This is a genomic window from Pseudomonas sp. BN505 (assembly GCF_029873175.1).
Classification (GTDB): Bacteria; Pseudomonadota; Gammaproteobacteria; order Pseudomonadales; family Pseudomonadaceae; genus Aquipseudomonas; species Aquipseudomonas putida.
In genome coordinates this window covers 114,738-139,581 of the sequence record NZ_SSOI01000066.1, presented here as the reverse complement: position 1 = coordinate 139,581, position 24,844 = coordinate 114,738, and the positions used below count along the sequence as shown (strand labels likewise).

Here is a 24,844-nt window from a genome sequence, read left to right as displayed (position 1 = left end):
TCGACGCGCCGGGCACCCCGCGCACTATACGCGGCGTGCCTGGGCAGCGCCTGAAGACCCCGAGTGCTCCTGCGGGGCGACCACCCGGACAGCAGGCGGTCATGGACGGGCTTCCCGCACCGGTCCTTGATTGTTATTGGTAAGGGCTACCCGGCATTCAGCCGGCCAGGTGCCTGAGTTGCTGCATCGCCTCCTGGCGGGTGACGACATCGCCATACTTGCTGTCGATGTCGAACAGGTTGGCTTCGTGCGGGTCGTTGTGGCGATCACCGACGCACTCGCGCACCACGATGGTTCGAAACCCGTGCTGCATGGCATCCACCGCACTGGCCCGGATGCAGCCACTGGTGGAGCAGCCAGCCAGTACCACGGTATCCACGCCTTGAGCATGCAGCAGCGGGGCCAGGCTGGTGGCGAAGAAGGCACTGGCGTACTGCTTGCTCAGCACCACCTCCCCTGCCTGTGGCGCAACGGCTTCACAGAACGCCGCCAGCGGGTTGCCTTCGACCATGTCCTTCATCACCGGCGCCTTGCGCACCCACACGCCGCCGTCAGCAAAATGCGGCGGCTGGTAGCGGATGTTGGTATGCACCACCAGGGTACCGCAGTCGCGGGCCAGCGCCAGCAGGCCGGCAGCCTGCTCGACCGCCGCGACCACGCCCGGGGCGTACAGCGGTGCGCCGGGGGTGGTATAGCCCTGCATGAAGTCGATCATCAACAGGGCTGGTTTGCGGCCAAAGCCGATGCGCTGGCCCCATACGCCCTGGTAGTTGTCACGGGCGCTTTGTGCGTCGCTCATGTCCATCTCCCGATTTCAGTAGGCGCCCGACAGCAGGGCACCGGCGCCCGGCACGACCGGCTCCAGGTCCAGCGCCTTGAGCATGGCGTACGTGGTGGCGATGGCAGCGGTCACCACCGGTTTGCCGGTTTGCGCCTCAACCTTGGCCACGGCCGGCAGCGATTGCATCTGCACGCAGGCCGAGAGCACCACCACATCGACCCCCTCAAGGTTCATGCCGGCGACGATGCCTGGCAGGTTGGCCGGGTCATGGCGGGCCACGGCGAGGTTGTCGGGGATTTCCAGCGCGCGCCAGTCCTGCACCTCAAAGCCTTCCTCGCGGATGTAGTTCACCACCAGCTCGGTCAAAGGCTTCATGTACGGCGCGACGATGGCAATGCGCTTGGCCTTCATCACATGCAAGGCCTCGACCAACGCCCCGGCGCTGGTGATTACCGGTGCCAGCGCGTCGTTGTCGGCGGTGGCCTGCTGCAAGCGCTTTTCCGATTGCCGGTGATAGCCCAGGCCCATGGCCATGATCGCCACCAGGCAGGCGTAGCCCAGCACATCCACCTTGGCGTCAGACAGTTCCATGGCGCAGCGGTCGGACTCGGCGTCCATGGCGGCCAGCTCTTCCTTCTTCACCTGCTTCATGCGCATGCGGCTGGAATGGAAGGTGAAGCGCTCGGGGCGGATCGCCTGGCGCGCGTTGAGCATCGCCGGGATTTCGGTTTCCATCGTGGTGTTCGAGCTCGGCACGATCTGGCCGATGCGGTATAGCTTGGTCATGTCTCGTGCTCCGTCAGACAAGGGGTTGGTCGAGGAAGTCGCCAAAAGCGGCGAAGAAGCCGTCCAGGTCATCCCATGGGATCATGTGGCCGGCGTTGTCGACATGCGCGACCTGGATATCCGGCTTGAGTTCACGTATTTCAGCGATGTCACGTGGCTCGATTACCCCACCTCGCCCGGCCACCATCAGCAATGCCGGCTGGCGCACCGCAGGCAGGTACTGGTGGATATCCACGTTGTGAAAGTCATCAAACGCCCGCACGATCGCCGGCTCGTAACAGGTGTGCAGCCATTCGGCCCGCAGCGCCAGCTGCTCGTCGCTCCAGGTGGCGCAGAATGCGCGCATGTCGTCGCCGCTCATGCCCACCGTGGCCTGGCGGATCGAATCCACATACCACGGCAGCTTGCTCGGGTAGGCACGGCGGCCTGGCCCGGACACCGGCGGGTCGACCAGCACCAGCCGCTGCAGCCCCGGTGCTCCCTGGGCAGCCGCGCGAATGGCAAAGCGCGCGCCCATCGAGTGCCCGACCAGGTGGTAGCTGTCCAGGCCCAGCGCTGCGGCAAAGGCCGGAATGTCCGCAGCACAGGCGTCGGTGCCGTAGTCCAGTTCGGGGCCGCTTGAAGACAACCCGCGGCCGCGCACATCCAGCACGTAGGTGTCGAAGTACAACCCAAGGCGCTCGGCGACGAAGCCCCAGGTGATCGCCGGGCTGGTGATGCCTGGCACCAGGATCAGCGCATGGCCCTTGCCGCCATAGCGCAGGTAATGCTGGCGGATGCCATTGGCGCAGACGTTGCCGCCGGCGACGAAGGTGCTCATGCCGCCTCCCCGCTTTTCAGCGCCTGGCCGTACAGGTCATAGCCGTAGACCCAGGCCGGGTCCTCCTGGCTGTAGAGGAAGGTGTTGGCGTTGGATACCGCCTGCACCCGGGATGCCCGCTCCTTGCGATTGGCCTCGTACAGGGCGAACGCGGTGCGGTGGTCGGACAGCCCGGTTTCTTGCAGGCAGCGGGTCAGCATGGCTGCATCCTCGATGGCCATGCACGCGCCCTGGGCCATGTGTGGCTTCATCGGGTGGCAGGCATCACCCAGCAGCACCAGGCGGCCACGGCTCCACAGCGGCAGCGGGTTGCGGTTGCGCAACGGCCATTTGGTGATCGACTCGGTGGCGTCGATCAGCTTCTGCACGGTGGGGTGGTAGCCCTCGAAGGCAGCGCGCATTTCCTCCTGGCTGCTGTCGACGTACGCCCCCTGGAAGTCCCAGGCCGCGTGAGGTACGCCGGTGACGAAGTAGTACTCGTCGCGCTTGCCGGTGGTGTAGTAGACCATCATGTGGCGGTCTTCGGACCACCACTTGACGCAGGGCTCGAACACATCGGCATGCTGCGCCAGGTTTACCCCGCGGATCAGCGCACGGTGGGCGACCCAACCGCTGTAGATCGGCGCTTCAGCGCCCAGCAGTTCTTCACGAATCCTGGAGTGGATGCCGTCGGCGCCGATGACGATGTCGGCCACGGTGTGGGTGCCGTCGGCGAAGTCCAGGCGCACCTGGTCGCCTTCGTCGACGATCTTTTGCAGGCGCTTGCCGAAGTGCACGGTGCCCGGCTTGATCGCCTCGATCTGCAGGGCGTGCAGGTCGCCACGGTGAATGGTGATGTAGGCCGCGCCGTACTCGCGGCGGGCAAACTCGCCCAGCGGGATGCGTGCCAGGTAGTCACCGCTATTGCCATCGCGGCTGAACCAGAAGTCCGGGTGCGAGCCCATCAGTTCCAGCTTCTGCTCCAGCCCCATGCGGCGGAAGATCTTCATCACGTTAGGGCCGATATGGATGCCCGCCCCCAGGCGGGTGAACTCCGGCGCCTGCTCGAACACCTCGACATCGAACCCGGCCTGCTGCAGCAACGTGGCGGCGGCCGCCCCACCCAGACCCGCACCGACGATTGCGATTTTCTGCCTACCACGCATGGGTATCTCTCCTCTTGTTCTGATATGTGGCCAGCGGTTCGACCGCCTGACGATTTAGAGCGTATACGCTGTAAATGAACTTTGGATAGAGGCACGGCAGAATATTTTTCAAACACCTGATCGAAAACCAATACAGGCCACCTGTTACCGCAAACATTGGTGATTTGTGTGAATAGGTAACGTTTGATAGATAACTTGCGCTCGCCGTCCGGATGCGCTTTCATCTGCAAAAGTAGGGTGTACACACTATTATTTTGCACCGAGATGAAGCGCCAGGCACTGCCATGGTGCACCCCCTGTCAACGCCACCCAGGAGAACCCCGATGCCGGTGAGCAATGCACAACTGACCCAGATGTTCGAGCATGTACTGAAGCTGTCCCGCGTGGACGAGACGCAGAGCGTGGCCGTACTCAAGAGCCACTACTCCGACCCGCGCACGGTCAACGCCGCGATGGAGGCCGCGCAGCGCCTGAAGGCGAAGGTGTATGCGGTAGAGCTGCCGGCGTTCAACCACCCGACCGCCATGGGTAACGACATGACTGCCTACTGCGGCGACACCGCACTGACCGGCAACCTGGCGGCGCAGCGGGCGCTGGAAGCGGCCGACCTGGTCGTCGATACCATGATGCTGCTGCACTCGCCCGAGCAGGAGCAGATCCTCAAGACCGGCACGCGCATCCTGCTGGCGGTGGAGCCACCTGAAGTGCTGGCGCGCATGCTGCCGAGCGAAGACGACAAACGCCGGGTGCTGGCCGCCGAAACCTTGCTGAAACAGGCGCGCAGCATGCATGTGCGGTCCAAAGCCGGCAGCGACTTCCACGCCCCGCTCGGCCAGTACCCGGCCGTGACCGAGTACGGCTATGCCGACGAACCAGGGCGCTGGGACCACTGGCCCAGCGGTTTTCTGTTCACCTGGCCGAACGAGGACAGTGCCGAGGGCACGCTGGTGCTGGATGTGGGCGACATCATCCTGCCGTTCAAGAACTACTGCCGCGAGCGCATCACCCTGGAGATTGAAAAAGGCTTTATCATCGGCATCCACGGCGGCTTCGAGGCCGAGTACCTGCGCGACTACATGAGGTACTTCAACGACCCCGAGGTGTACGGCATCTCACACATCGGCTGGGGCCTGCAACCGCGCGCGCAGTGGACGGCCATGGGCTTGCACGACCGCAACGACGGCATGTGCATGGACGCCCGCGCGTTCTACGGCAACTTCCTGTTCTCCACCGGCCCGAACACCGAGGTCGGCGGCAAGCGCAAGACCCCCTGCCACCTGGACATCCCGCTGCGCAACTGCGATATCTACCTGGATGACAAGGCCGTGGTGCTGGCCGGCGACGTGGTCGCACCAGAAGAATCACGGGCGCGATAGTGGTTATACTGGCCGGGCGCTCCGCTATTGGCGGCCGGCCAGCACCTTTCCACCCAGCCCAAGCCATCCCATGCCAAAGAAAACCACCCCCAGCAGCGCCCCGCTAGACACCACACCCTATGACGTCACCGAACAAGTCGGCCACCTGCTGCGCAAGGCTTACCAGCGGCACACGGCAATCTTCCAGCAGCAGGCCTGCGACCCGCAGCTTACCTCGATCCAGTTCGTTACCCTGTGTGCCCTGCGCGACCATGGCCCCAGCTCCCAGGCCGAACTGATCAAGGCCACCGCGGTGGACCAGGCAACCATCCGCGGCATCGTCGAGCGCCTGAAGGCGCGCGAGCTGGTGCAGCTGTCACCAGACCCGGGCGACCGGCGCAAGGTCATTGTCGAACTCACCGACAGCGGCGCTGCATTGCTCGACGCAATGATCCCCTGCGCCCTGCAGATCAGCGAATTGAGCATGGGCAGCCTGAATGCCGGCGAACGCGTGGCCATTTTGTACCTCCTGCGCAAGATGATCGACAGCGACGAAAACCCCGGCTGACAAGCTGACGCGCCCGGCAAACCATCTCTGGCCTGCTTCTTGCTCACTCATTTCATGTAGTGAGTACTTACCGAAACTCTCGCGTCATGTGAGTCCTTTGGTAGCGCAAGCAACCTCCAGAGATGAGCCAACAATGCAAACAACCATCTCCCTGCGGGTCAACGGCCAGCCTGTCGAAGTCAGCGCCATGCCCGACACCCCGCTGCTGCTGATCCTGCGCAACGACCTGTGCCTGAACGGGCCCAAATACGGCTGCGGCCTGGGCGAATGCGGGGCGTGCACGGTGATCATCGACGGCGTGGCCGCACGCTCGTGCGTCATCCCCCTGGCCGGCGCTGCGGGCCGCGACATCACCACCCTCGAAGGGCTGGGCAGCAAGGCCGCGCCACACCCGGTGCAACAGGCGTTCATCGCCGAACAGGCAGCACAGTGCGGCTACTGCATGAACGGCATGATCATGACCACCAAGGCCCTGCTCGACCGCATCCCCGACCCCAGCGACGAACAGATTCGCCAGGAACTGTCCGGCAACCTGTGCCGCTGCGGCACTCACGTCGAAATCCTGCGCGCCGTGCGCCGCGCCGCCGAGACCCGGAGAAAAGCATGAACCACTCACAACAGGTGCCCAGCCGCGACCAGCTGCTGGCCAAGACTGGCGTGTTGCTGATCGTCGACCAAATCACCCCACCCTCGGGCCCCGTGGCCAAGGGTGTGACGCCTGTGGTCAAGGCGCGCGAGCTGGCGCTGTTCATCGCTGTCAGCGACGACGGCATGGTCTACGCCTTCAACGGCCACGTCGACCTGGGCACCGGCATCCGCACCTCGCTGGCGCAAATCGTCGCCGAAGAGCTGGACCTGCACATGGACCAGGTGCACATGGTGCTGGGCGACACCGAGCGGGCACCCAACCAGGGCGCGACCATCGCCAGCGCCACCCTGCAGATTTCCGCCGTGCCCCTGCGCAAGGCAGCCGCCACCGCGCGGCGCCACCTGCTGCAACAGGCCGCGCAACGCCTTGGCTGCACGCCCGAAGTGCTACGCATCGAAGAAGGCGCGGTCATCGCCAGCGATGGCAGCACGCTGCGTTTTGCCGAACTGGTACAGGACGAAAACCACCAGCTGCACATTGCCGACGATGCCCCGCTCAAGGCCATCGACGACTACCGCCTGGTCGGCCGCAGCGCTGCACGGGTAGACATTCCCGGCAAGGCCACCGGCGAGCTGACCTACGTGCATGACATGCGCCTGCCCGACATGCTTCACGGCCGGGTGATCCGCCCGCCCTACGCCGGTCATGACAGCGGCGACTTCGTCGGCAACAGCCTGCTGGCGGTAGATGAATCGTCCATCGCCCATTTGCCCGGCGTGGTGGCCGTGGTCGTCATCCGCGACTTTGTCGGCGTGGTGGCCGAGCGCGAAGAGCAAGCGATCCGCGCGGCCCAGGCGCTGAAAATCAGCTGGAAACCATTCACAGGCAAGCTGCCCGACCTCAGCGATGTCGCCCAGGCCATCCGCGACAACCCGCGGGTACAGCGCACTGTGCTGGACCAGGGCGATGTCGACGGCGGCATCGCCAATGCCACCCAGCGCCTGAGCCGCAGCTACCTGTGGCCGTACCAGCTGCACGCATCGATCGGCCCCTCGTGCGCGCTGGCCGACTTCACCGATGGGCCGATCCGCGTGTGGTCCGGCACGCAGAACCCGCACCTGCTGCGCGCCGACCTCGCCTGGCTGCTGGAGTGCACAGAGGAGCGCATCGAGATCATTCGCATGGAGGCCGCCGGTTGCTACGGCCGCAACTGTGCCGATGACGTGTGCGCCGACGCGGTGCTGCTGTCGCGCGCGGTACAGCGCCCGGTGCGGGTGCAGCTGACCCGCGAGCAGGAGCATGTGTGGGAGCCCAAGGGCACCGCGCAACTGATGGAAATCGACGGCGGCCTGAACGCCGACGGCAGCGTGGCCGCCTACGACTTCCAGACCAGCTACCCCTCCAATGGCGCACCTACCCTGGCCCTGCTGTTGACCGGCGCCGTGGAGCCAGTGCCGGCCCTGTTCGAGATGGGCGACCGCACCTCTATACCGCCCTATGACTACGAACACATGCGCGTCACCATCAACGACATGACGCCACTGGTACGTGCCTCGTGGATGCGTGGCGTGTCGGCCATGCCCAACAGCTTCGCCCACGAGTCGTACATCGATGAGCTGGCCTTTGCCGCTGGCGTCGACCCGGTCGAATACCGCCTCAGGCACCTGTCCGACCCGCGCGCCATCGACCTGGTCAAGGCCACCGCCGACCGCGCCGAATGGCAGCCGCATACCCGGCCCATGCAGGCGCAGGCCGAAGGCGATGTGCTGCGCGGCAGGGGCTTTGCCTATGCACGCTACATCCACAGCAAATTCCCCGGTTTTGGCGCGGCGTGGGCGGCATGGGTGGCCGATGTCGCGGTGGACCGGCGCACCGGTGAAGTGGCCGTCACCCGCGTGGTGATCGGCCACGATGCCGGGATGATGGTCAACCCCGAGGGCGTGCGCCACCAGATCCACGGTAACGTCATCCAGTCCACCAGCCGGGTGCTCAAGGAACAGGTCAGCTTCGAAGAGTCGACGGTGGCCAGCAAGGAATGGGGCGGCTACCCGATCCTGACCTTCCCCGAACTGCCGGCCATCGACGTGATGATGCTGCCGCGTCAGCACGAAGCGCCGATGGGCAGTGGCGAGTCGGCCTCGGTACCGAGCGCGGCGGCCATCGCCAATGCCATTTTCGACGCGACCGGCATTCGTTTTCGCGAACTGCCAATCACGGCGGAACGGGTGCGTGCCGCCCTCGATGGCGAAGGTCAGGGCCCTGACGCGCCCGCGCCAGCGCAGCCGACCACCAAGCGTTCGAAGTGGTGGTTCGGCTCGCTGGCCGGGGTATTCGGCGCTGCATTGGGCGTACTCGCCACAGCCCTGCCCTGGCGCGCCGAAATCGCCCCGGTCACCCCGCCAGGCGCTGGCAGCTGGAGCGCCGCGATGCTCGAGCGTGGGCGCCAGGTGGCGGCGGCCGGTGACTGCGCCGTGTGCCATACGGTCAGCGGCGGCAAGGTCAATACAGGCGGGCTGGCGATGGAAACACCGTTCGGCACGCTGTACAGCACCAACATCACGCCCGACCCGGAAACCGGCATCGGCCGTTGGTCATTCGGCGCCTTCGAGCGGGCCATGCGCGAAGGCATCAGCCGCGACGGTCGGCACCTGTACCCGGCGTTCCCCTATACCTCATTTCGCAACATCAACGACGCCGACATGCAGGCGCTGTATGCCTACCTGATGTCGCAAACTCCGGTACGCCAGGAAGCACCCGCCAACCAGATGCGCTTCCCGTTCAACCAGCGGCCACTGATGGCCGGCTGGAATGCGCTGTTTCTGCAACGCGGCGAATACCAGCCCGACCCGCAGCGCAGTGCGCAGTGGAACCGCGGCGCCTACCTGGTCGACGGCCTGGGCCACTGCACCGCCTGCCACTCGCCGCGCAACCTGATGGGCGCGGAAAAAGGCGGCAGCAGCTACCTGGCGGGCGGCATGGTCGATGGCTGGGAAGCCCCGGCCCTGAATGCGCTGGGCAAATCATCCACGCCGTGGAGCGAAGACGAACTGTTCAGCTACCTGAGCACCGGCTTCTCCGAAAAGCACGGTGTAGCGGCCGGCCCCATGGGCCCGGTGGTCAGCGAACTGGCCACCCTGCCAAAGAGCGACGTGCGTGCCATTGCCCACTACCTAGGTTCACTCGACGGCGAGCCACAGGCAGTGGCCGCCAAGGCCGCGCCCCAGGTGGACACGCAAGTGTCGCTGAGCAACGGCGAGCGGGTATTCAAAGGCGCATGCATGGCCTGCCACAGCGATGGTCTGGGGCCGAAGCTGTTTGGCGTCAGCCCGTCGATGGCGGTCAACAGCAACGTCCACAGCCCCCTGCCGGACAACCTGCTGCGCGTGGTGTTGCACGGCATTGCCACCCCCGCAACCCGTGACCTGGGCTACATGCCCGGCTTCAAGGACAGCCTGTCGGACCGCCAGGTCGCCGACCTGGCAGCTTACCTGCGCCAGCGCTTCGCTGCGGACAAGCCGGCCTGGCAAGGCCTGGCGGCCAAGGCCGCGCAGGTGCGCGCCAACCCCGGCAGCCACTGAGCGTCAGCGGCGCAGGCCGCGCAGGGCAAGGTCGCTGATAAATACCAGCCAGTCGGCCTTGGCCTGCTTGTCGGCCAGGTCTACGGCCAGAAACGAGCTGAGGGTGTGGCGGTTGGAATTATAGAAATAGCAAAGCGAGGCAATCATCAGGTAGGCGTGGGTGATGTCGATGTCGTCGCGGAACAGGCCCTTGGCCTGGCCTGCTTCAATGATCGGCCGCAGCACGCCGACCGCTTCGCCGGACAGCGCCTTAAGGTTCTGCGACTTGCGCGCGTGCTGGCCCTGGTGAAGGTTTTCGGTGGCGAGGATGGTGACGAATTCGGGGTGGCGCACGTAATAGTCCCAGATGAACGCCACCAGCTCACGCAGGGCCTGTTCCGGGTCGCCGAGGTCGATGCGCAGCTTGGCTTCGGCCTGGTTGAAGCTGGCGTAGATATGCTCCAGCACGCTGATGAACAGCTTTTCCTTGCTGCCGAAGTAGTAATAGATCATCCGGTCGTTGGACTTGGCCAGCGTGGAGATCTGCTCGATACGCCCACCGGTGAAGCCTTCCTTGCTGAAGACCTTCACCGCAGCCTTGAGAATGTTGTCCCGGGTGCGGTCGGCTTGTTGGGCACGAACACCGGTTTTGCGAGTTTGCATGTCGGTCCCTGAGGGGCTGGCGAGATAACCCAACACTGCCACAGACGTTGGGCCTTTGCGAGACAACGTGCTGTATCACCACGCTGCCCGCACTGCTCCAGCAGGCTTACAGCTAAACCGTCGAATCATGCACACTTCCTTGCCTGGCAGGCTTGGCCCCAGCGCCCAGGCAGGTAACTGCAAAGGCAATCACCAATGCCCCGGTACCCAACAGGAAAATCAGCTGCTGGTTGGAGCCCTCCACCAGCATGGCAATCAGTGCCGGCGTCACTGCTGCAGCCCCCATCAAGGTAATGCTGACCAAAGGCGTCAGCTTGCCAGTCGGGTCGTTGGTGGTGATCAGCGCCATGTAGTAGGACAACGACAGCACCCAGCCAAAGTTGATCAGCAGCAACGCGACGAACAACTGCATCGGCGTGCGGGTATGGCCGGTGAGCATGGCGATGGAAATGAACACCGCCACCAGCCCTACGGCGATCATCAGCTGGCGATTGACCCGCGCACCCAGCAGGCTAGGCAGCCCCGCACCCGGCAAACCACCAAGGGCCGACAGGCCAAACGCCCAGCCGATATCCACCCCGCTGATACCCTGGTCTCGCGCCAACTGGTCAATGAAGCCCCATACGCAGTAGATGGCGATCTGCATGAACAGCATGCCCACCAACGCAGTACGCCCCGTGCGCGCCGAACCACCCTGGGCAGGCGAGGCTTCGCCACTGGCCAGCAACGCCGGCGGGCGACGTGGCAGCACCAGGCTGGCGCCGCAGATCAGCAAGTACCACAGGCCGAACGCGCACAGGGCGGTTACCGTGCCACTCTGCGCGGCCAGCAACGGCAACGCTGCGGAAAACAGCGAGTACTCTGGGGTTTGCAGCAACAGCATCAACCCGAACGAACGGTCCTGGTTGGGCAAGCGGCCCAGCGTGGACACCGCATAGGCATACACCAGCCCCGCACAGGTGCCGGCCGCCAGGCGCACGATCAGTAGCAGGGTGTTGGTGGTGGCAAAGGCGGTCGCGATGCTCAAGGCCACGCACAGTGCGCCCACGATCAGGCACAGGCTGCGCCCGCCGTGGCGCTTCATCAGCACCGGGCAAAGCAAGGTACCCAGGGTCATGCCGATCATCTCGACCGACACCACCCAGCCCTGCTGATCGAGTGACAGGCTCAGTTGCTCCGTGACCAACCCCATGAAGATGGGTTGTACGCCACAGACGATGAAGGAAGTACAGGCGATGAAAATCAGCGCGGCACGCAGCAGCTTGGAATCTTGCGTCATGGGGACCCCGACACGGCATTTGTTTTTATTGTGTGTGGCGACCTGCCCTGAAAGGCGCCGTAGCTGGCGGCTGGGCGGGTCTCGTGGGCAATCGTGGGCCGAGATGGAAGGCTTTGAAAGTTAATTATCGGCATCGATATCAGTGGGCTTTTTAATGCAGGCCAGACTGCCCTGGGCTGCATCCATAAATGCACTGCACCCGATCCTGATAATTAATTGGAGACCTATCGGCATCCCCCCTACCGTGGTACGTCACCCAAGCCTCAGTAGAAAAGGCCCGATCATGAACGACCGTGAGTTCATCAACGCCATCGACGCCGATGGCATGCCTCTGCACATTGCCGTAACCAACGGGCGCATCACCCACATCGGCCCGCAACGCGCCAGCACCCCAGCCCGTGAAACCATCGACCTCGAAGGCCTGCTGGTGCTGCCAGGCTTTGTCGATGGCCACATCCACCTGGACAAGAGCTTTGTCGGCGACCGCTGGCGACCGCACCAACCGGTCGCCAGCCTGCGCGAGCGCCTGGCCGTGGAAAAACGCGAACTGGCCAGTGCCCCACCCATCGTCGAGCGCGCCGATGCGCTGATGCGCCAAGCCGCCTCGTTCGGCACCCTGGCGATGCGCTGCCACGTGGACGTGGACGCCACCACCGGCCTGACCAATCTGCACGCCATGCTCGAAGCCCGGGACAAGTGGAAAGACCTGCTCGACATCGAGCTGGTGGCCTTCCCCCAGGCAGGCGTGGTGAGCTGCCCCGGCACGGCTGAAGTGATGGAAGCGGCCATGCGCGAAGGCGTGCAGGTGGTCGGCGGCATCGACCCCACCACACTGGATGGCGACGCCGACGCCCAGCTGGACATTGTCTTCGGCATCGCCGAACGGCATGGCGTGAAGGTCGACATTCACCTGCACGAGCCGGGCGATATCTGCATCGCCCAGCTCGAGCGCATTGCGGCACGCACCCAGGCACTGGGCATGCAAGGCCTGGTGGCGGTCAGCCACGCCTACGGCCTGGGCGACGTATCCGATGCTGTGGTCGACCGCACGGCCGAAGTACTGGCGGGCGCCGGCATATCCATCATGACCAACGCCCCCGGCGAACATGCGTTCCCACCCGTGCTGCGCCTGCGTAACGGCGGCGTGCGGGTATTTACCGGCAACGACAACATCCAGGACGCCTGGTGGCCCTACGGCAATGGCGACATGCTGCAGCGGGCGATGCTGGTCAGCTATCGCTCGGGCTTCAATACCGATGGCGAGCTGCGGGTTGCACTGGAAATGGCGACCGAAGCCAGTGCCGGGGTGATGGGCAAACAGGACTATGGTTTGAAGGTTGGTAACGAGGCCAGCTTCGTGCTGTTCAAGGCACCCAATGCCGCTGCGGCGGTAGCGGCTGCCATTCATGAACGGGTGATCGTGCGCCACGGCGCGTTCTGGGGCGGGCCTGCGCAGTTGCAGTTGAAGGCAGTGCAGTTTGCTACCGAACTGCGCCGTTAATCGCAGGCAAAGTACAGACCCCAGCCCTGCGCGGCCCCTGTGGGAGCGGGTTCACCCGCGAACACCGGCAGCGCCGGTGCCATACACCGCGTTGTCTTCTTCGCGGGTAAACCCGCTCCCACAGGGTTCGCGGCACGGTTTCGAGCTTTGTACCCTGAGCGAAGGCGCAGCCAATGGGCTGCGCAGGCTCATTCCTCCTCACCCCGCAAGATCCCGATCAGAATTTCAGCCAGCGCCATGACCATAGGGTCCGCCGTAGGCCGATGAAAAATCGCCGCCTCAAACACCTTGATGGGCTTGAACCCCTGCTCCGCCCCAAGCACTCGATGCCCACCCGTCACCACCCGCGACGGCAGCAGGCTAACCCCCAACCCGTTAGCCACCGCCTCCTGAATCCCCGCCAGGCTCGAACTGGTAAAAGCGATCCGCCAACTGCGCCCCATGGCCTCGACCGCACCGATCATGTCATCCCGGTACAATCCCCGCGGCGGAAAGGTCACCAGCGGAATGGGGTCTTGGGCAAAACACGGGTACTGCGCACTGTCGATCCACTCGATGCGCTCTGGCTGGCAGGCATTCGCCTCGCGGCTATGGCGCCGTTGCTTGATCAACACCAAGTCCAGCTCGCCTCGGTCGTAGGTACTCATCAAATCGCGGCTCAACCCACCGGTAATCTCCAGCTTCACTGTCGGATTACGCCGGTTGAACGCCGCCAGCGCCTGCATCGTCTTGCCTGCGACAAAATCGTCCGGCAGGCCGATGCGTACAGTCACTGTCACCCCGCCCGACATGGCCTCGGTCAGTTGACTGCTCACTGCCAGCAGGTGCCGCGCATACCCCAGCAGGGTTTCCCCCGCATCGGTCGGGTGTACCTCGCGGTTGCTGCGGTCGAGCAACTGCTGGCCAACCATTTCCTCCAGCCGGCGCACCTTCTGGCTGACCGTGGACTGGGTGGAGTGCAGGCGTGCGGCAGCGGTGGTGAAACTGCCGCAGTCGGCCACCATGACCACGGTGCGGAGCATGTCCAGGTCATAGATGGCACGGTTGGGTTTGATGGAGTCAGGCATCTGCGGGTTCAGCTTTTGTGGATGGGGCTGGGTACATGATGCCTGAAGCGGCAGTGCATGATGCAATGCCAGAGGGCAAGGCATACCTTGTATGCATGCACGAACCCTTTCGCGGATGCGGTGCTTTGCTCAAGCTGCAGCTACCCCCTTCTCCTCGCCACTCACCTCGAACTGCCCCACCAGCTTCTGCAACTTGCCAGCATCCACCCGCACCTTCTGCGCGCTACTCTGCAGCACCACCGCCGTCTGGCGCATCTCGCTGGAGGACTGGTTGACCTGGTCGATGGTCTTGCCGTATTCCACGCTACGCCGGTTGAGCTGCTGGATGATCGCGAACATGCCCTCCACGGCCTGGTGCAGTTGAACGTTCTCGGACGAGGCATCTTCGGCAAGGCGCAGGCTGTTGTCGACGTCCTGTACGCCCTGCTCCATGAAGCTGACGGCCTGGCGGGTTTCGCCCTGAAGGCTCTCGACCATGTGGCGAATGTCTTCGGCGGCGCGCGCGGTTCGCGCGGCCAGGCTGCGCACCTCGTCGGCCACCACCGCAAAACCGCGGCCATGCTCGCCAGCACGCGCCGCCTCGATGGCAGCATTGAGCGCCAGCAGGTTGGTCTGGTTGGTGATGTCGCTGATCAACCCGGTGATGTTGTCGATCTCGACCATGCGGCTGTCGAGCCGCTGCACGCTGGAGGACGAACGCGCCACCACATCGCGAATCGACTGGGTGCCTGCCTGCACCGCCAGAAACTGCTCGCGGGCACGGCTGACCACCTCGTCCATGGCCTGCTTCATCTGCTCGGCACTGACCGAGGCCTGCTGCAGTTCGCCGAGCTGCTCCTCCATTATGATCATCATCTGGTGCACGGCGTCCGCCACATCGGCAGAGCTCACACTCGCCTCCTGGCTGCGCCCGAGCATCATCTGGTTGGTGCTGCCGACTGTGCGACTGGCCTTCACCACCTGCCCCACCACCGCGTCCAGGCGGTCGATGAAGCTGTTGATCCACCGCGCCATGTCGCCGCTCTCATCGTTGCCCAGGGCGCTGGTGTCCAGGCGCTGACGCAGGTTGCCTTCACCCTCGGCGATGGTGCGCAGCACGCCGCTCATGCCATTCAACCTGGCTGCAAGGCGCTTGGGCCCGAACACGCCGAACACCAGCGTGGCGCCGAGCATGCTCACGGCCAGAATCACGTCGTTCAGCCCTTGCGGCAGGCCGGCATGGTGCTGCACCAGGTAGTTGCAACCGAATAACCCGGCCATGGTCGCCACGTAGGGCTTCATCAAGCCATAGCTCAGCGAGCGGCGTCGGTAGACCTCTTCCAGGTCCGCCTCGCACATCATGCCCCAGCGGTCGGGCGACCCCGGCAACTGGAACGTTACGCCCTTGCCGACCACCGGCACGTGGCGGTAGTCCGAGTAGCCCGGGTAAGTCACGAACAGGTTGGCACCACGTCTGATGGTTTCCCTTACCCCCGGGTGCAGTTCGCGCGTGGAGGGGTCGGTGAAGCGCAGTTCCAGCTCGGTATGGCGCTGGACCTGCACGGTGGTCCAGGGCGTGTGCACACCACTTTTGAGATTTTCGCCGTGGGTAAAAGTGCCGTCCTCGAAGCGCGAGCGAGACAGGGCTGTGCCAGGCTGGATGGCCGGGTCGAAAAGCGACTGCGCCATGAACAGGTAGTTGTCGCCCGACTCGGCGAAAATATGCCCGGCCTCGCGCTGGATCAGGTCGCCCAGAACATCGTTGGGTACCCGACCGCACAGGCAGCCAACGACTTTACCGCCAGCCTTCACCGGCTGGTAGAACATCAGCGTCACTTCGTCGTGGAAGCGTGAAGACGACGGGCCAATGCGCAGGGTCAGCGGGTCGCTGTAAGGGCCATGCAGAAAGGGCGCCTTCAGCCCTTGGGCCAGAGCTGCAGTCTGCTCGATACGTGGCGTACCACGTTGTGGCCAGGTCGAGGCGATGATGCTGCCCGCAGCATCGACGACAAACAACTCGGAAAAGTCTTCGGCCTGTGCCAGCTTGTCGCGCAGCAGCGTGCTGTCGGGTTGAGCGAACCCTTGCGCGAGTTGCTCCGCAAGTTCCGCCAAGTGCTCCCAGTGCTCGCACGCCCATTCATGCAACAAACGCATGCGGGTCTGGGCGATGGCTTCGAAGGTTTGCTCGATCTGCGGGTAATTCGCCCGGTTCAGGTGACATGCCCAGCCCATTCGGAGCTTTCCGGTTTTACCGAACCAGGGCAGCCAGCCCTTCTCGCTGGATGACAACTGCATGGAACCACTGGAAAGCGACATTATCTTCACCATACGCGACATCGGATGGCAATCTGATAGCAAGTCGCACGCCAACGGCGGGAGCGGTGATTAATAGGGAATTCAAGTCATTGAATGCACAGCACTTGTGCAAGAAAGGTTATGGCAGGCCCTGAATGCACCAACGAGGCGCGAATCACATGAAATCAGGCCCTTATCCGGAATGTGACGAATAACCACCAGAACTGCTCGCACATCGCACAACAGTTCGATAATCGCACAAATTCCGCTAAACCCCCTCTACTGTTGCCCTATCTTGCGGCACGCTATAGCGAAAGTCAGCAAACAATTTTAAGCGCTGATTGGCCCCATCGCCTCACACGCGCCGGCCAGCCCGACAACCATACTCCAGGAACAACCAGGAGCTCGCCTTGATCAATAAAACGTACGAGTCCATCGCCAGCGCGGTGGAAGGGATCACCGACGGTTCGACCATCATGGTCGGTGGCTTCGGCACAGCCGGCATGCCGTCCGAGCTGATCGATGGCCTGATCGCAACCGGTGCCCGCGACCTGACCATTATCAGTAACAACGCCGGCAACGGCGAGATCGGCCTGGCCGCCCTGCTCATGGCGGGCAGTGTGCGCAAGGTGGTCTGCTCGTTCCCGCGCCAGTCCGACTCCTACGTGTTCGACGAACTGTACCGCGCCGGCAAGATCGAGCTGGAAGTGGTGCCGCAAGGCAACCTGGCCGAGCGCATCCGCGCAGCGGGTTCGGGCATTGGTGCGTTCTTCTCGCCGACTGGCTACGGCACCCTGTTGGCCGAAGGTAAGGAAACCCGTGAAATTGACGGCCGCATGTACGTGCTGGAAATGCCGCTGCACGCCGACTTCGCGCTGATCAAGGCGCACAAGGGTGACCGTTGGGGCAACCTGACCTACCGCAAGGCCGCGCGCAACTTCGGCCCGATCATGGCCATGGCTGCCAAGACCGCCATCGCCCAGGTCGACCAGGTTGTCGAACTCGGTGAACTGGACCCGGAACACATCATCACCCCGGGTATCTTCGTCCAGCGCGTGGTTGCCGTTTCCGGCGCTGCCGCTTCTTCGATTGCCAAAGCTGTCTGAGGCCTGCCATGACCATCACCAAAAAGCTCTCCCGCACCGAGATGGCCCAGCGCGTGGCCGCAGACATCCAGGAAGGCGCGTACGTAAACCTGGGCATTGGCGCACCGACCCTGGTGGCCAACTACCTGGGCGACAAGGAAGTGTTCCTGCACAGCGAGAACGGCCTGCTGGGCATGGGCCCAAGCCCTGCGCCGGGCGAGGAAGACGATGACCTGATCAACGCCGGCAAACAGCACGTCACCCTGCTGACCGGTGGTGCCTTCTTCCACCATGCCGACTCGTTCTCGATGATGCGTGGCGGCCACCTGGACATCGCCGTACTGGGCGCCTTCCAGGTGTCGGTCAAGGGCGACTTGGCCAACTGGCACACCGGCGCCGAAGGTTCGATCCCGGCTGTAGGCGGCGCGATGGACCTGGCCACCGGCGCCCGCCAGGTGTTCGTGATGATGGACCACCTGACCAAGACCGGCGAAAGCAAGCTGGTGCCCGAGTGCACCTACCCGCTGACCGGCATTGCGTGCGTGAGCCGCATCTACACCGACCTGGCCGTACTGGAAGTGACGCCTGAAGGGCTGAAAGTGGTAGAAATCTGCGCGGATATCGACTTTGACGAGTTGCAGAAGCTGAGCGGTGTGCCGCTGATCAAGTGATCGGCGGAACCGGCGGGCAAGCGCCCGCTTGCCGGTGTTGCATGGCTACTGTGGGAACTGCCATTGCGCCGGCCTGCACTGCCCCATTTGTGGGAGCGGCCTTGTGTCGCGATTGGGCTGCAAAGCAGCCCCAGCAATTTGTGCATCTGCGCTGAAATCCAGGGCCTGCTCCGCAGCCCAATCGCGACACAAGGCCGCTCCCACAGGTCCTGTGCATGCCTCGGGAGAAATGCCTGCCGAGTGACAGCACCCGCCTTCCAGAAAATCTCAGAAACACGCGCGGTCCTTTGTAGGAGCGGCCTTGTGCCGCGAAAGGGCTGCAAAGCAGCCCCCAGCAACAGTTGATGTAACCCCAGAATCCGGGGGCCGCTTTGCGGCAGGACTAGCCACGCTGGCATCACCAGATGCTCAGACTCGCCAGCGACGGTCCAACATCAGCCCTAGAAATCCACCTTGCCCCGACCGGCCTTGACAGCGCTCCGCCTGGCTTTGCCCTCAAGCCGGCGGGTCTTCGAGCCCAGGGTCGGCTTGGTGGGGCGGCGTTTCTTCTCGGTCTTGCCGGCAGCGATGATCAACTCGGCAAGACGCGCCAGTGCGTCAGCACGGTTCTGCTCCTGGGTGCGGTATTGCTGGGCCTTGAGGATCAACACACCGTCGCCGGTGATGCGACTGTCACGCAGCGCCAGCAGCCGCTCCTTGTAGAACTCGGGCAATGAAGAGGCCGGGATGTCGAAGCGCAGGTGCACGGCGCTGGACACCTTGTTGACATTCTGCCCACCCGCGCCTTGCGCGCGGATATAGGTCAGTTCGATTTCGGCATCCGGCAGATGCACGTTATTGGAGATGGTCAGCATGGTATGGCCCTTGTCATTGCCGCCATTATCACAGCCTTGGCCGCGCTCCCATAGAACAACACACGATTCCTTGAATCAGCGCGGAAGTCGGGCGTTGCTGACTTGTGCACTCGCCCGGTATGCCATCGAGGCAACGCGAAATGCCCCAATCCAATGCAAAAAAGCCCCAGCATCTCTGCGGGGGCTTTGGCTGTGCTCAGAAGCTGTCAGGTGGGCTCTTTTCGAACTTCCACTTGGTCATCTTTTTGGCAGCATGGAAGCTCTTGCAGTTGGCGATGAACTCATTGCGGTCCCACTCCTTGGAGAGGCTCGCCAGGATTTGCTCATAGGTTTCACCCGAGCAATTCGCTTCGTTGGGTTCAGGCACCCTGTCTTCGGCAATGGCTGTAAGGCTCACGGCAACGCCAAGCGCTGCAACCAGACGTGCAAAAGGCACAATGGACATTCACTCACTCCTTTGAACAGACCCGCTCCAGAAGCCCGTTTTACAGGCCCTAAAAACGCAAAAAGCCCTGAATAATCAGGGCTTTGAATGTGGCGGAAGCGTAGAGATTCGAACTCTAGGATAGTTGCCCATCGACGGTTTTCAAGACCGTTGCCTTAAACCACTCGGCCACGCTTCCAGCTCGTTTTGCGGCCGCCATAATACCGTAATGAAACACGCTGTCAAACTCTCTGTGTCGCGGGTTGCAGGAGCTCTGATAGACTCCTAGCATCTGAACGTCTGAAACCACAGGTTTTACCAAGGAGTGTCGCCATGCGCGAACAGGATTACGCCGTCCATCACGGCCAGCAGGTCGAGCAGCAGGAGATCAGCAAGGTCCTGCGCAACACGTACAGCCTGCTGGCGCTTACCCTCGCCTTCAGCGGTGTCATGGCATTCGTTGCCCAGCAGATGCGCGTCGGCTACCCGAACGTGTTCGTGGTGCTGATCGGCTTCTACGGGTTGTTCTTCCTGACCAACAAGCTGCGTGATTCGGCTTGGGGCCTGGTGTCCACCTTCGCCCTCACCGGCTTCATGGGCTTCATTCTCGGCCCGATCCTCAACCGTTACCTGGGCATGGCCGGTGGCGCTGAAGTGGTCAGCTCGGCGTTTGCCATGACTGCGCTGGTGTTTGGTGGTCTGTCGGCTTATGTGCTGATCACCCGCAAGGACATGAGCTTCCTCAGCGGTTTCATCACTGCGGGCTTCTTCGTGTTGCTTGGCGCTGTCGTTGCCAGCTTCTTCTTCCAGATCAGCGGCCTGCAACTGGCGATCAGCGCTGGCTTCGTGCTGTTCTCGTCGGTCTGCATCCTGTTCCAGACCAGCGCGATCATTCATGGTGGCGAGCGTAACTACATCATGGCGACCATCAGCCTGTATGTGTCGATCTACAACCTGTTTGTAAGCCTGCTGCAGCTGTTTGGCATCATGGGTCGCGATGACTGATTGATTGCTGTGTGAGAAAGCCCGCTTCGGCGGGCTTTTTTGTGGGCGCGCGGAATTGGGGGCGCCTGGTCGCGAACGCCAGTTTAGCCATTGCCCCGCACCGCGGTGGATTCTTCGCGGGCTTGCCCGCTCCCACAGGTATTGCGCAAATTCCAGGCTATGGCTGTACCTGAGGGAGCGGCTTTAGCCGCGAACACCGGCAACGCCGGTGCCAAGCACCGCGTCGCATTCTTCGCGGGTGAACCCGCTCCCACAAAGGGCAACGGTGTAGGCTGGGACTTTGTTTTCCCTGATAAGTCAGCATCAAATAACTGACTAAAAAGTCAGATAATCAGGCGAATGCTCGCCGATCATGCTGCCATCGTGCTTTTCTCTACCGCAATCCCTCTTCACCCCGTAGAATGCGCTCCTTTTTTCTTCCGGGGCGGCTTTCAGCAATGAGCTCACACGAACACAGCCCAGGCGCGTCGGCGCCTGCCAATGAACTGGTGCTTGGCCTGGAGGACAAGCCACGGCTGCTGATTGGCCTGCTGGCTGCCCTGCAGCACTTGCTGGCGATCATTGTGCCGATCGTTACCCCTGGCCTGCTGATCTGCCAGGCGCTGGGCGTTTCTGCGCGCGATACCAACCTGATCGTTTCCATGTCGCTGGTGATCTCGGGTATCGCCACCTTCGTGCAGTGCAAGCGCTTTGGCCCATTCGGCGCCGGGCTGCTGATTGTGCAGGGCACCAGCTTCAACTTCGTCGGCCCGCTGATTGCGGGCGGCGCGCTGATGGTCAAGCAAGGCACGCCGGTAGAAGGTGTGATGGCGGCCATCTTCGGCGTGGTGATCGCGGGCTCGTTCGTGGAGATGGGCGTGTCGCGCATCCTGCCGTTCGTCAAACGCCTGATCACTCCGCTGGTGACCGGTATCGTGGTGCTGATGATCGGCCTGACCTTGATCAAGGTCGGCCTGATCAGCATGGGCGGTGGCTTCGGCGCCATGGCCAATGGCACCTTTGCCAACGGCGATAACCTGCTGCTGTCGGGCGTGGTGCTGGCGATCATCGTGATCCTCAACCGCGTGCCGGTAGTGTGGATGCGCAGCTGCGCCATCGTCATTGCCCTGGCGGTTGGCTATGCACTGGCCGGCTACATGGGCCGCCTGGACTTTACCGGCATGCACGAAGCCGCGTTGTTCCAGGTACCGACCCCGCTGCACTTCGGCCTGGGCTTCTCTTGGGCGCTGTTCATTCCGATGCTGGTGATTTACCTGGTGACCTCGCTGGAAGCCATCGGTGACGTTACCGCCACCAGCAAGGTGTCGCGCCAGCCGGTCGAAGGGCCGGTATGGATGCAGCGGATCAAGGGTGGCGTGCTGGTCAACGGTGCCAACTCGCTGCTGGCCGGTGTGTTCAATACCTTCCCTAGCTCGATCTTTGCCCAGAACAACGGGGTGATTCAGCTGACCGGCATTGCCAGCCGACATATCGGTATCTGGATCGCCGTGATGCTGGTGCTGCTGGGGCTGTTCCCGAGCGTCGCCGGGGTGATCCAGGCAGTGCCGGAGCCGGTGCTGGGTGGCGCGGCCATGGTGATGTTCGGGGCGGTTGCGGCTTCGGGGATCAATATTCTGGCCAGCACCCGGCTGGACCGCCGTGCGCTGCTGATCATTGCCGTGTCGTTGGCGCTGGGCCTGGGCGTGGCGCAGGTGCCGGAGTTCCTGGCGCATATGCCGGCGGCGATTCGCAATGTGCTGGAGTCGGGTGTGGCTACCGGGGGGATCTGTGCGCTGGTGCTGAACTGGTTCTTGCCGGAGAGCAAGGAGCAGGCTTGAGTCTTGTGTCCTTCTGACAGGGCCATGGGGCTGCTTTGCAGCCCATCGCGACACAAGGCCGCTCCCACAGGGGCGCGTAGGGCACACGGATACATAGAAAGCCCGCGCCGCTTGCACAAGCGGGCGCGGGCTTTTTTGCTTTATCATGGCGGCATTCCTTTGCATGAGTTAGCCATGAAATTCGCTATCGCGGTGTTCTCCCCGGCCCATGCGCCCTCCTCGCGGCGCGCCTTGCGCTACGCCGAGGCGGTGCTGGCCGGCGGGCATGAGATTGCCCGGCTGTTCTTTTATCAGGACGGGGTGCACAGTGCCTCGGCCAACGTGGTCGCGCCCCAGGACGAACTGGATGTGGCCAGCCAATGGCGTGCCTTTATCGAGACTCACCAGCTGGACGCCGTGGTGTGCATCGCCGCCGCCCTGCGCCGTGGCGTGCTCGACGAGGCCGAAGCCAACCGTTACCAGCGCCCGGCGGTGAACCTGCCCAAACCTTGGGAACTGTCGGGGCTTGGCCAGCTGCATGAAGCGGCGCAGGTTGCCGACCGCCTTGTCTGCTTTGGAGGCGACTGAAATGGCCAAATCCTTGTTGATCATCAGCCGTCAGGCCCCCTGGAATGGCCCATCAGCCCGCGAAGCGCTGGACATCGCCCTGGCCGGCGGGGCCTTCGACCTGCCGCTGGGCATGCTGTTTCTCGACGACGGGGTGTTCCAGCTCGCTCCCGGCCAGCAACCCACCGCCGTGCAACAGAAGAACCTGGCCGCCAACCTGCAGGCGCTGCCGATGTTCGGTGTCGAGGAGCTGTTCGCCTGCAGCCACAGCCTCACCCGCCGCGGCCTGGCAGTCGATGCCCTGGCGCTGCCGGTGCAAGTGCTGGATGACGCGGCCCTTGCCGCGCTGATCGCCCGTTTCGACCAGGTGGTAACGCTCTGATGACAACCCTGCATGTAATTGCCCACTCTCCGTTTGGCGACGAGCGCCTGGCCAGCTGCCTGCGCCTGCTCGGCACCGACGACGCGTTGCTGCTATGCGGCGATGCGGTGTATGCCCTGCGCAGCGGCAGCGAGCCGCACCGCCAGCTGCAAGCTGCCGGCCTGGCCCAGCGCCTGTTCGCCCTGGACGAGGATGTGCAAGCCCGCGCGGTCGACAACGACTTGGCCAAGGCCGTGGACTACGCCGGGTTCGTCGAACTGTCGCTGCATTACGACAAGGTCAACAGCTGGCTATGAGTACGCTCAACGTTGGCGATCAGGCGATCGCCCTGGACAAGGACGGCTTTCTGGTCGACCTGCAAGACTGGTCCCGCGCCGCCGCCGAGGCTTTGGCCGAGCGCGAGGGTATCCCGTTGACGGCGGACCATTGGGAAATCCTCGAACTGCTGCGCCAGTTCTACCAGGAATACCAGCTGTCCCCGGCCACGCGCCCGCTGATCAAGTACGCGGCCCTGAAGCTGGGCCCGGAAAAGGGCAACAGCCCGCACCTGAACCGCCTGTTCAATGGCACCCCCGCCAAACTTGCCGCCAAGCTGGCGGGCCTGCCCAAGCCGACCAACTGCATATGACCCAGCCCCTCTTGAATGAAGTTCGTCCCCTTACCCTGGAGACCCCCGCCGAACACCCGTTCGCTGAATTCGTGCGCATTCTTGGCAAAGGCAAGCGCGGCGCGCGCGGCCTGACCCGCGAAGAAGCCCGCGCGGCGATGACCCTGCTGCTGGAAGACAAGGTCGAAGACACCCAGCTGGGGGCCTTCCTCATGCTGCTGCGCCACAAGGAAGAAAGCGCCGAAGAGCTGGCCGGCTTCACCGAGGCCCTGCGCGCCCACCTACAGGCACCGAGCATTGCGGTGGACCTGGACTGGCCCACCTACGCCGGCAAGAAGCGCCACCTGCCCTGGTACCTGCTGGCGGCCAAGTGCCTGGCCGGCAATGGCGTGCGCATCCTGATGCACGGCGGCGGCGCACACACTGCCGGGCGCATGTACAGCGAGCAACTGCTCGACCTGCTGCAGATCCCGCTGTGCCGCGACTGGGCCGCCGTCGGCAACGCCCTCGACCAGTACCAACTGGCGTTCTTCCCGCTGCACGACTGGGCGCCGCAGTTGCAGCGCATGATCGACCTGCGCAACACCTTGGGCCTGCGCTCGCCCATCCATTCGCTGGCCCGGGTACTTAACCCGCTGGGCGCACGCTGTGGCCTGCAAAGCATCTTCCACCCTGGCTACCAGGCCGTGCACCGTGAGGCCAGCCGCCTGCTGGGCGACCATGCTGTGGTGATCAAGGGCGATGGCGGCGAGATTGAGGTCAACCCCGATGTCATCAGCCACCTCTACGGCACCACGGCGGGCGAAGCGTGGGACGAAGAGTGGCCAGCACTGAGCGAGCGCCGCCATGTCAAACCGGGCAGCCTGCAGGCCGAGCACCTGCGCGCGTTCTGGCGCGGTGAAGTGGAAGACAGTTATGGCGAAAAGGCCCTGATCGCGACCATGGCCCTGGCCCTGCGTGGCCTGGGGCAAGACCGCGAACAGGCATTCACGACAGCGCAGGGCTACTGGGATACGCGGAATAGATCGATTTAGCCGATAATAGCACCCCGATATTTGCGCTATTTGT

The 24,844-nt window shown here is 63.6% G+C and carries 24 protein-coding genes and 1 tRNA gene; 14 read left to right on the top strand and 11 right to left on the bottom strand.

Going from position 1 to position 24,844, the window contains the following annotated elements; translation table 11 throughout:
* Positions 1-157 precede the first annotated feature (157 nt).
* The 4 genes from E8E78_RS21830 to nicC are packed head-to-tail and all read right to left on the bottom strand — an operon-like array spanning position 158 to position 3,532.
* The gene (locus E8E78_RS21830; RefSeq protein ID WP_041167667.1) at positions 158-799 is read right to left on the bottom strand and encodes an N-carbamoylsarcosine amidohydrolase; all 642 of its coding nucleotides are present in this window, start codon (positions 797-799) and stop codon (positions 158-160) included.
* Positions 800-814: 15 nt separating this feature from the next.
* Positions 815-1,567, bottom strand: coding sequence for a maleate isomerase (locus E8E78_RS21825; RefSeq protein ID WP_016498886.1), 753 nt, complete (start codon positions 1,565-1,567; stop codon positions 815-817).
* A gap of 13 nt (positions 1,568-1,580) precedes the next feature.
* The gene (nicD, locus tag E8E78_RS21820; RefSeq protein WP_061203126.1) at positions 1,581-2,387 is read right to left on the bottom strand and encodes an N-formylmaleamate deformylase; all 807 of its coding nucleotides are present in this window, start codon (positions 2,385-2,387) and stop codon (positions 1,581-1,583) included.
* Positions 2,384-3,532: a 6-hydroxynicotinate 3-monooxygenase gene (gene nicC / locus E8E78_RS21815; protein ID WP_049274752.1), complete on the bottom strand. Its 1,149-nt coding sequence runs from the start codon at positions 3,530-3,532 to the stop codon at positions 2,384-2,386. Before nicC ends, nicD begins: the two co-directional genes overlap by 4 nt.
* Before the next feature lie 323 nt (positions 3,533-3,855).
* On the opposite strand from nicC, the gene E8E78_RS21810 reads away from it, so the two are divergent.
* The 4 genes from E8E78_RS21810 to E8E78_RS21795 all read left to right on the top strand — a co-directional run bounded on the left by E8E78_RS21810 (position 3,856) and on the right by E8E78_RS21795 (position 9,622).
* A complete protein-coding gene (locus E8E78_RS21810; RefSeq protein WP_049274750.1) occupies positions 3,856-4,908 on the top strand; it encodes a 2,5-dihydroxypyridine 5,6-dioxygenase in 1,053 nt (350 codons plus the stop codon).
* A 70-nt stretch (positions 4,909-4,978) separates the two neighbouring features.
* Positions 4,979-5,455, top strand: coding sequence for a MarR family winged helix-turn-helix transcriptional regulator (locus E8E78_RS21805; protein WP_049274749.1), 477 nt, complete (start codon positions 4,979-4,981; stop codon positions 5,453-5,455).
* 133 nt (positions 5,456-5,588) lie between these two features.
* Complete coding sequence (locus E8E78_RS21800) at positions 5,589-6,062, top strand: (2Fe-2S)-binding protein (RefSeq protein ID WP_059395936.1); 474 nt, start codon at positions 5,589-5,591, stop codon at positions 6,060-6,062.
* Complete coding sequence (locus E8E78_RS21795) at positions 6,059-9,622, top strand: molybdopterin cofactor-binding domain-containing protein (RefSeq protein WP_280314302.1); 3,564 nt, start codon at positions 6,059-6,061, stop codon at positions 9,620-9,622. The genes E8E78_RS21800 and E8E78_RS21795 overlap by 4 nt, the downstream gene beginning before the upstream one ends.
* 3 nt (positions 9,623-9,625) lie before the next feature.
* Here the strand turns inward: E8E78_RS21795 and E8E78_RS21790 are convergent, their stop codons facing one another.
* Both E8E78_RS21790 and E8E78_RS21785 read right to left on the bottom strand, forming a co-directional pair.
* A complete protein-coding gene (locus E8E78_RS21790; protein WP_016487984.1) occupies positions 9,626-10,264 on the bottom strand; it encodes a TetR family transcriptional regulator in 639 nt (212 codons plus the stop codon).
* A gap of 112 nt (positions 10,265-10,376) precedes the next feature.
* A complete protein-coding gene (locus E8E78_RS21785) occupies positions 10,377-11,543 on the bottom strand; it encodes an MFS transporter (RefSeq protein WP_084967429.1) in 1,167 nt (388 codons plus the stop codon).
* A 283-nt stretch (positions 11,544-11,826) separates the two neighbouring features.
* On the opposite strand from E8E78_RS21785, the gene E8E78_RS21780 reads away from it, so the two are divergent.
* Complete coding sequence (locus E8E78_RS21780; RefSeq protein ID WP_084967430.1) at positions 11,827-13,044, top strand: amidohydrolase family protein; 1,218 nt, start codon at positions 11,827-11,829, stop codon at positions 13,042-13,044.
* Between the two features lie 188 nt (positions 13,045-13,232).
* On the opposite strand, the gene E8E78_RS21775 is transcribed toward E8E78_RS21780, so the two are convergent.
* Positions 13,233-14,111 (bottom strand): LysR family transcriptional regulator, encoded by an 879-nt coding sequence (locus tag E8E78_RS21775; RefSeq protein ID WP_061203129.1) that lies wholly within the window; start codon positions 14,109-14,111, stop codon positions 13,233-13,235.
* 129 nt (positions 14,112-14,240) lie between these two features.
* The gene (locus tag E8E78_RS21770; RefSeq protein ID WP_280314310.1) at positions 14,241-16,406 is read right to left on the bottom strand and encodes a methyl-accepting chemotaxis protein; all 2,166 of its coding nucleotides are present in this window, start codon (positions 16,404-16,406) and stop codon (positions 14,241-14,243) included.
* 389 nt (positions 16,407-16,795) lie between these two features.
* On the opposite strand from E8E78_RS21770, the gene E8E78_RS21765 reads away from it, so the two are divergent.
* Positions 16,796-17,491, top strand: a complete 696-nt coding sequence (locus E8E78_RS21765; RefSeq protein WP_049273909.1) for a 3-oxoacid CoA-transferase subunit A — start codon at positions 16,796-16,798, stop codon at positions 17,489-17,491.
* Between the two features lie 8 nt (positions 17,492-17,499).
* Positions 17,500-18,141, top strand: a complete 642-nt coding sequence (locus E8E78_RS21760) for a 3-oxoacid CoA-transferase subunit B (protein WP_003251131.1) — start codon at positions 17,500-17,502, stop codon at positions 18,139-18,141.
* A 440-nt stretch (positions 18,142-18,581) separates the two neighbouring features.
* On the opposite strand, the gene arfB is transcribed toward E8E78_RS21760, so the two are convergent.
* The 3 genes from arfB to E8E78_RS21745 form a co-directional block, all read right to left on the bottom strand.
* The gene (arfB, locus tag E8E78_RS21755; protein ID WP_280314315.1) at positions 18,582-18,995 is read right to left on the bottom strand and encodes an alternative ribosome rescue aminoacyl-tRNA hydrolase ArfB; all 414 of its coding nucleotides are present in this window, start codon (positions 18,993-18,995) and stop codon (positions 18,582-18,584) included.
* Positions 18,996-19,191: 196 nt separating this feature from the next.
* Entirely contained in the window at positions 19,192-19,440 is a 249-nt protein-coding gene (gene trbK, locus E8E78_RS21750; protein ID WP_016498870.1) for an entry exclusion lipoprotein TrbK, read from the bottom strand.
* Between the two features lie 90 nt (positions 19,441-19,530).
* A tRNA-Ser gene (locus E8E78_RS21745) sits at positions 19,531-19,618 on the bottom strand.
* 134 nt (positions 19,619-19,752) lie between these two features.
* On the opposite strand from E8E78_RS21745, the gene E8E78_RS21740 reads away from it, so the two are divergent.
* From E8E78_RS21740 to E8E78_RS21710, 7 genes are all read left to right on the top strand, one after another.
* Positions 19,753-20,424: a Bax inhibitor-1/YccA family protein gene (locus E8E78_RS21740; protein WP_003251184.1), complete on the top strand. Its 672-nt coding sequence runs from the start codon at positions 19,753-19,755 to the stop codon at positions 20,422-20,424.
* Between the two features lie 437 nt (positions 20,425-20,861).
* Complete coding sequence (locus tag E8E78_RS21735; RefSeq protein ID WP_059395776.1) at positions 20,862-22,241, top strand: uracil-xanthine permease family protein; 1,380 nt, start codon at positions 20,862-20,864, stop codon at positions 22,239-22,241.
* 174 nt (positions 22,242-22,415) lie between these two features.
* Positions 22,416-22,808 carry a sulfurtransferase complex subunit TusD gene (gene tusD / locus E8E78_RS21730; protein ID WP_016498868.1) on the top strand — a complete coding sequence of 131 codons (393 nt, stop codon included), beginning with the start codon at positions 22,416-22,418 and terminating at the stop codon, positions 22,806-22,808.
* Position 22,809: 1 nt separating this feature from the next.
* Entirely contained in the window at positions 22,810-23,169 is a 360-nt protein-coding gene (tusC, locus tag E8E78_RS21725; protein ID WP_016498867.1) for a sulfurtransferase complex subunit TusC, read from the top strand.
* Positions 23,169-23,465 carry a sulfurtransferase complex subunit TusB gene (tusB, locus tag E8E78_RS21720; protein WP_016498866.1) on the top strand — a complete coding sequence of 99 codons (297 nt, stop codon included), beginning with the start codon at positions 23,169-23,171 and terminating at the stop codon, positions 23,463-23,465. The genes tusC and tusB overlap by 1 nt, the downstream gene beginning before the upstream one ends.
* Positions 23,462-23,797: a TusE/DsrC/DsvC family sulfur relay protein gene (locus E8E78_RS21715; protein WP_016498865.1), complete on the top strand. Its 336-nt coding sequence runs from the start codon at positions 23,462-23,464 to the stop codon at positions 23,795-23,797. The genes tusB and E8E78_RS21715 overlap by 4 nt, the downstream gene beginning before the upstream one ends.
* A gap of 11 nt (positions 23,798-23,808) precedes the next feature.
* Positions 23,809-24,810, top strand: a complete 1,002-nt coding sequence (locus E8E78_RS21710; RefSeq protein WP_059395793.1) for a glycosyl transferase family protein — start codon at positions 23,809-23,811, stop codon at positions 24,808-24,810.
* The last annotated feature ends 34 nt before the right edge of the window (positions 24,811-24,844 follow it).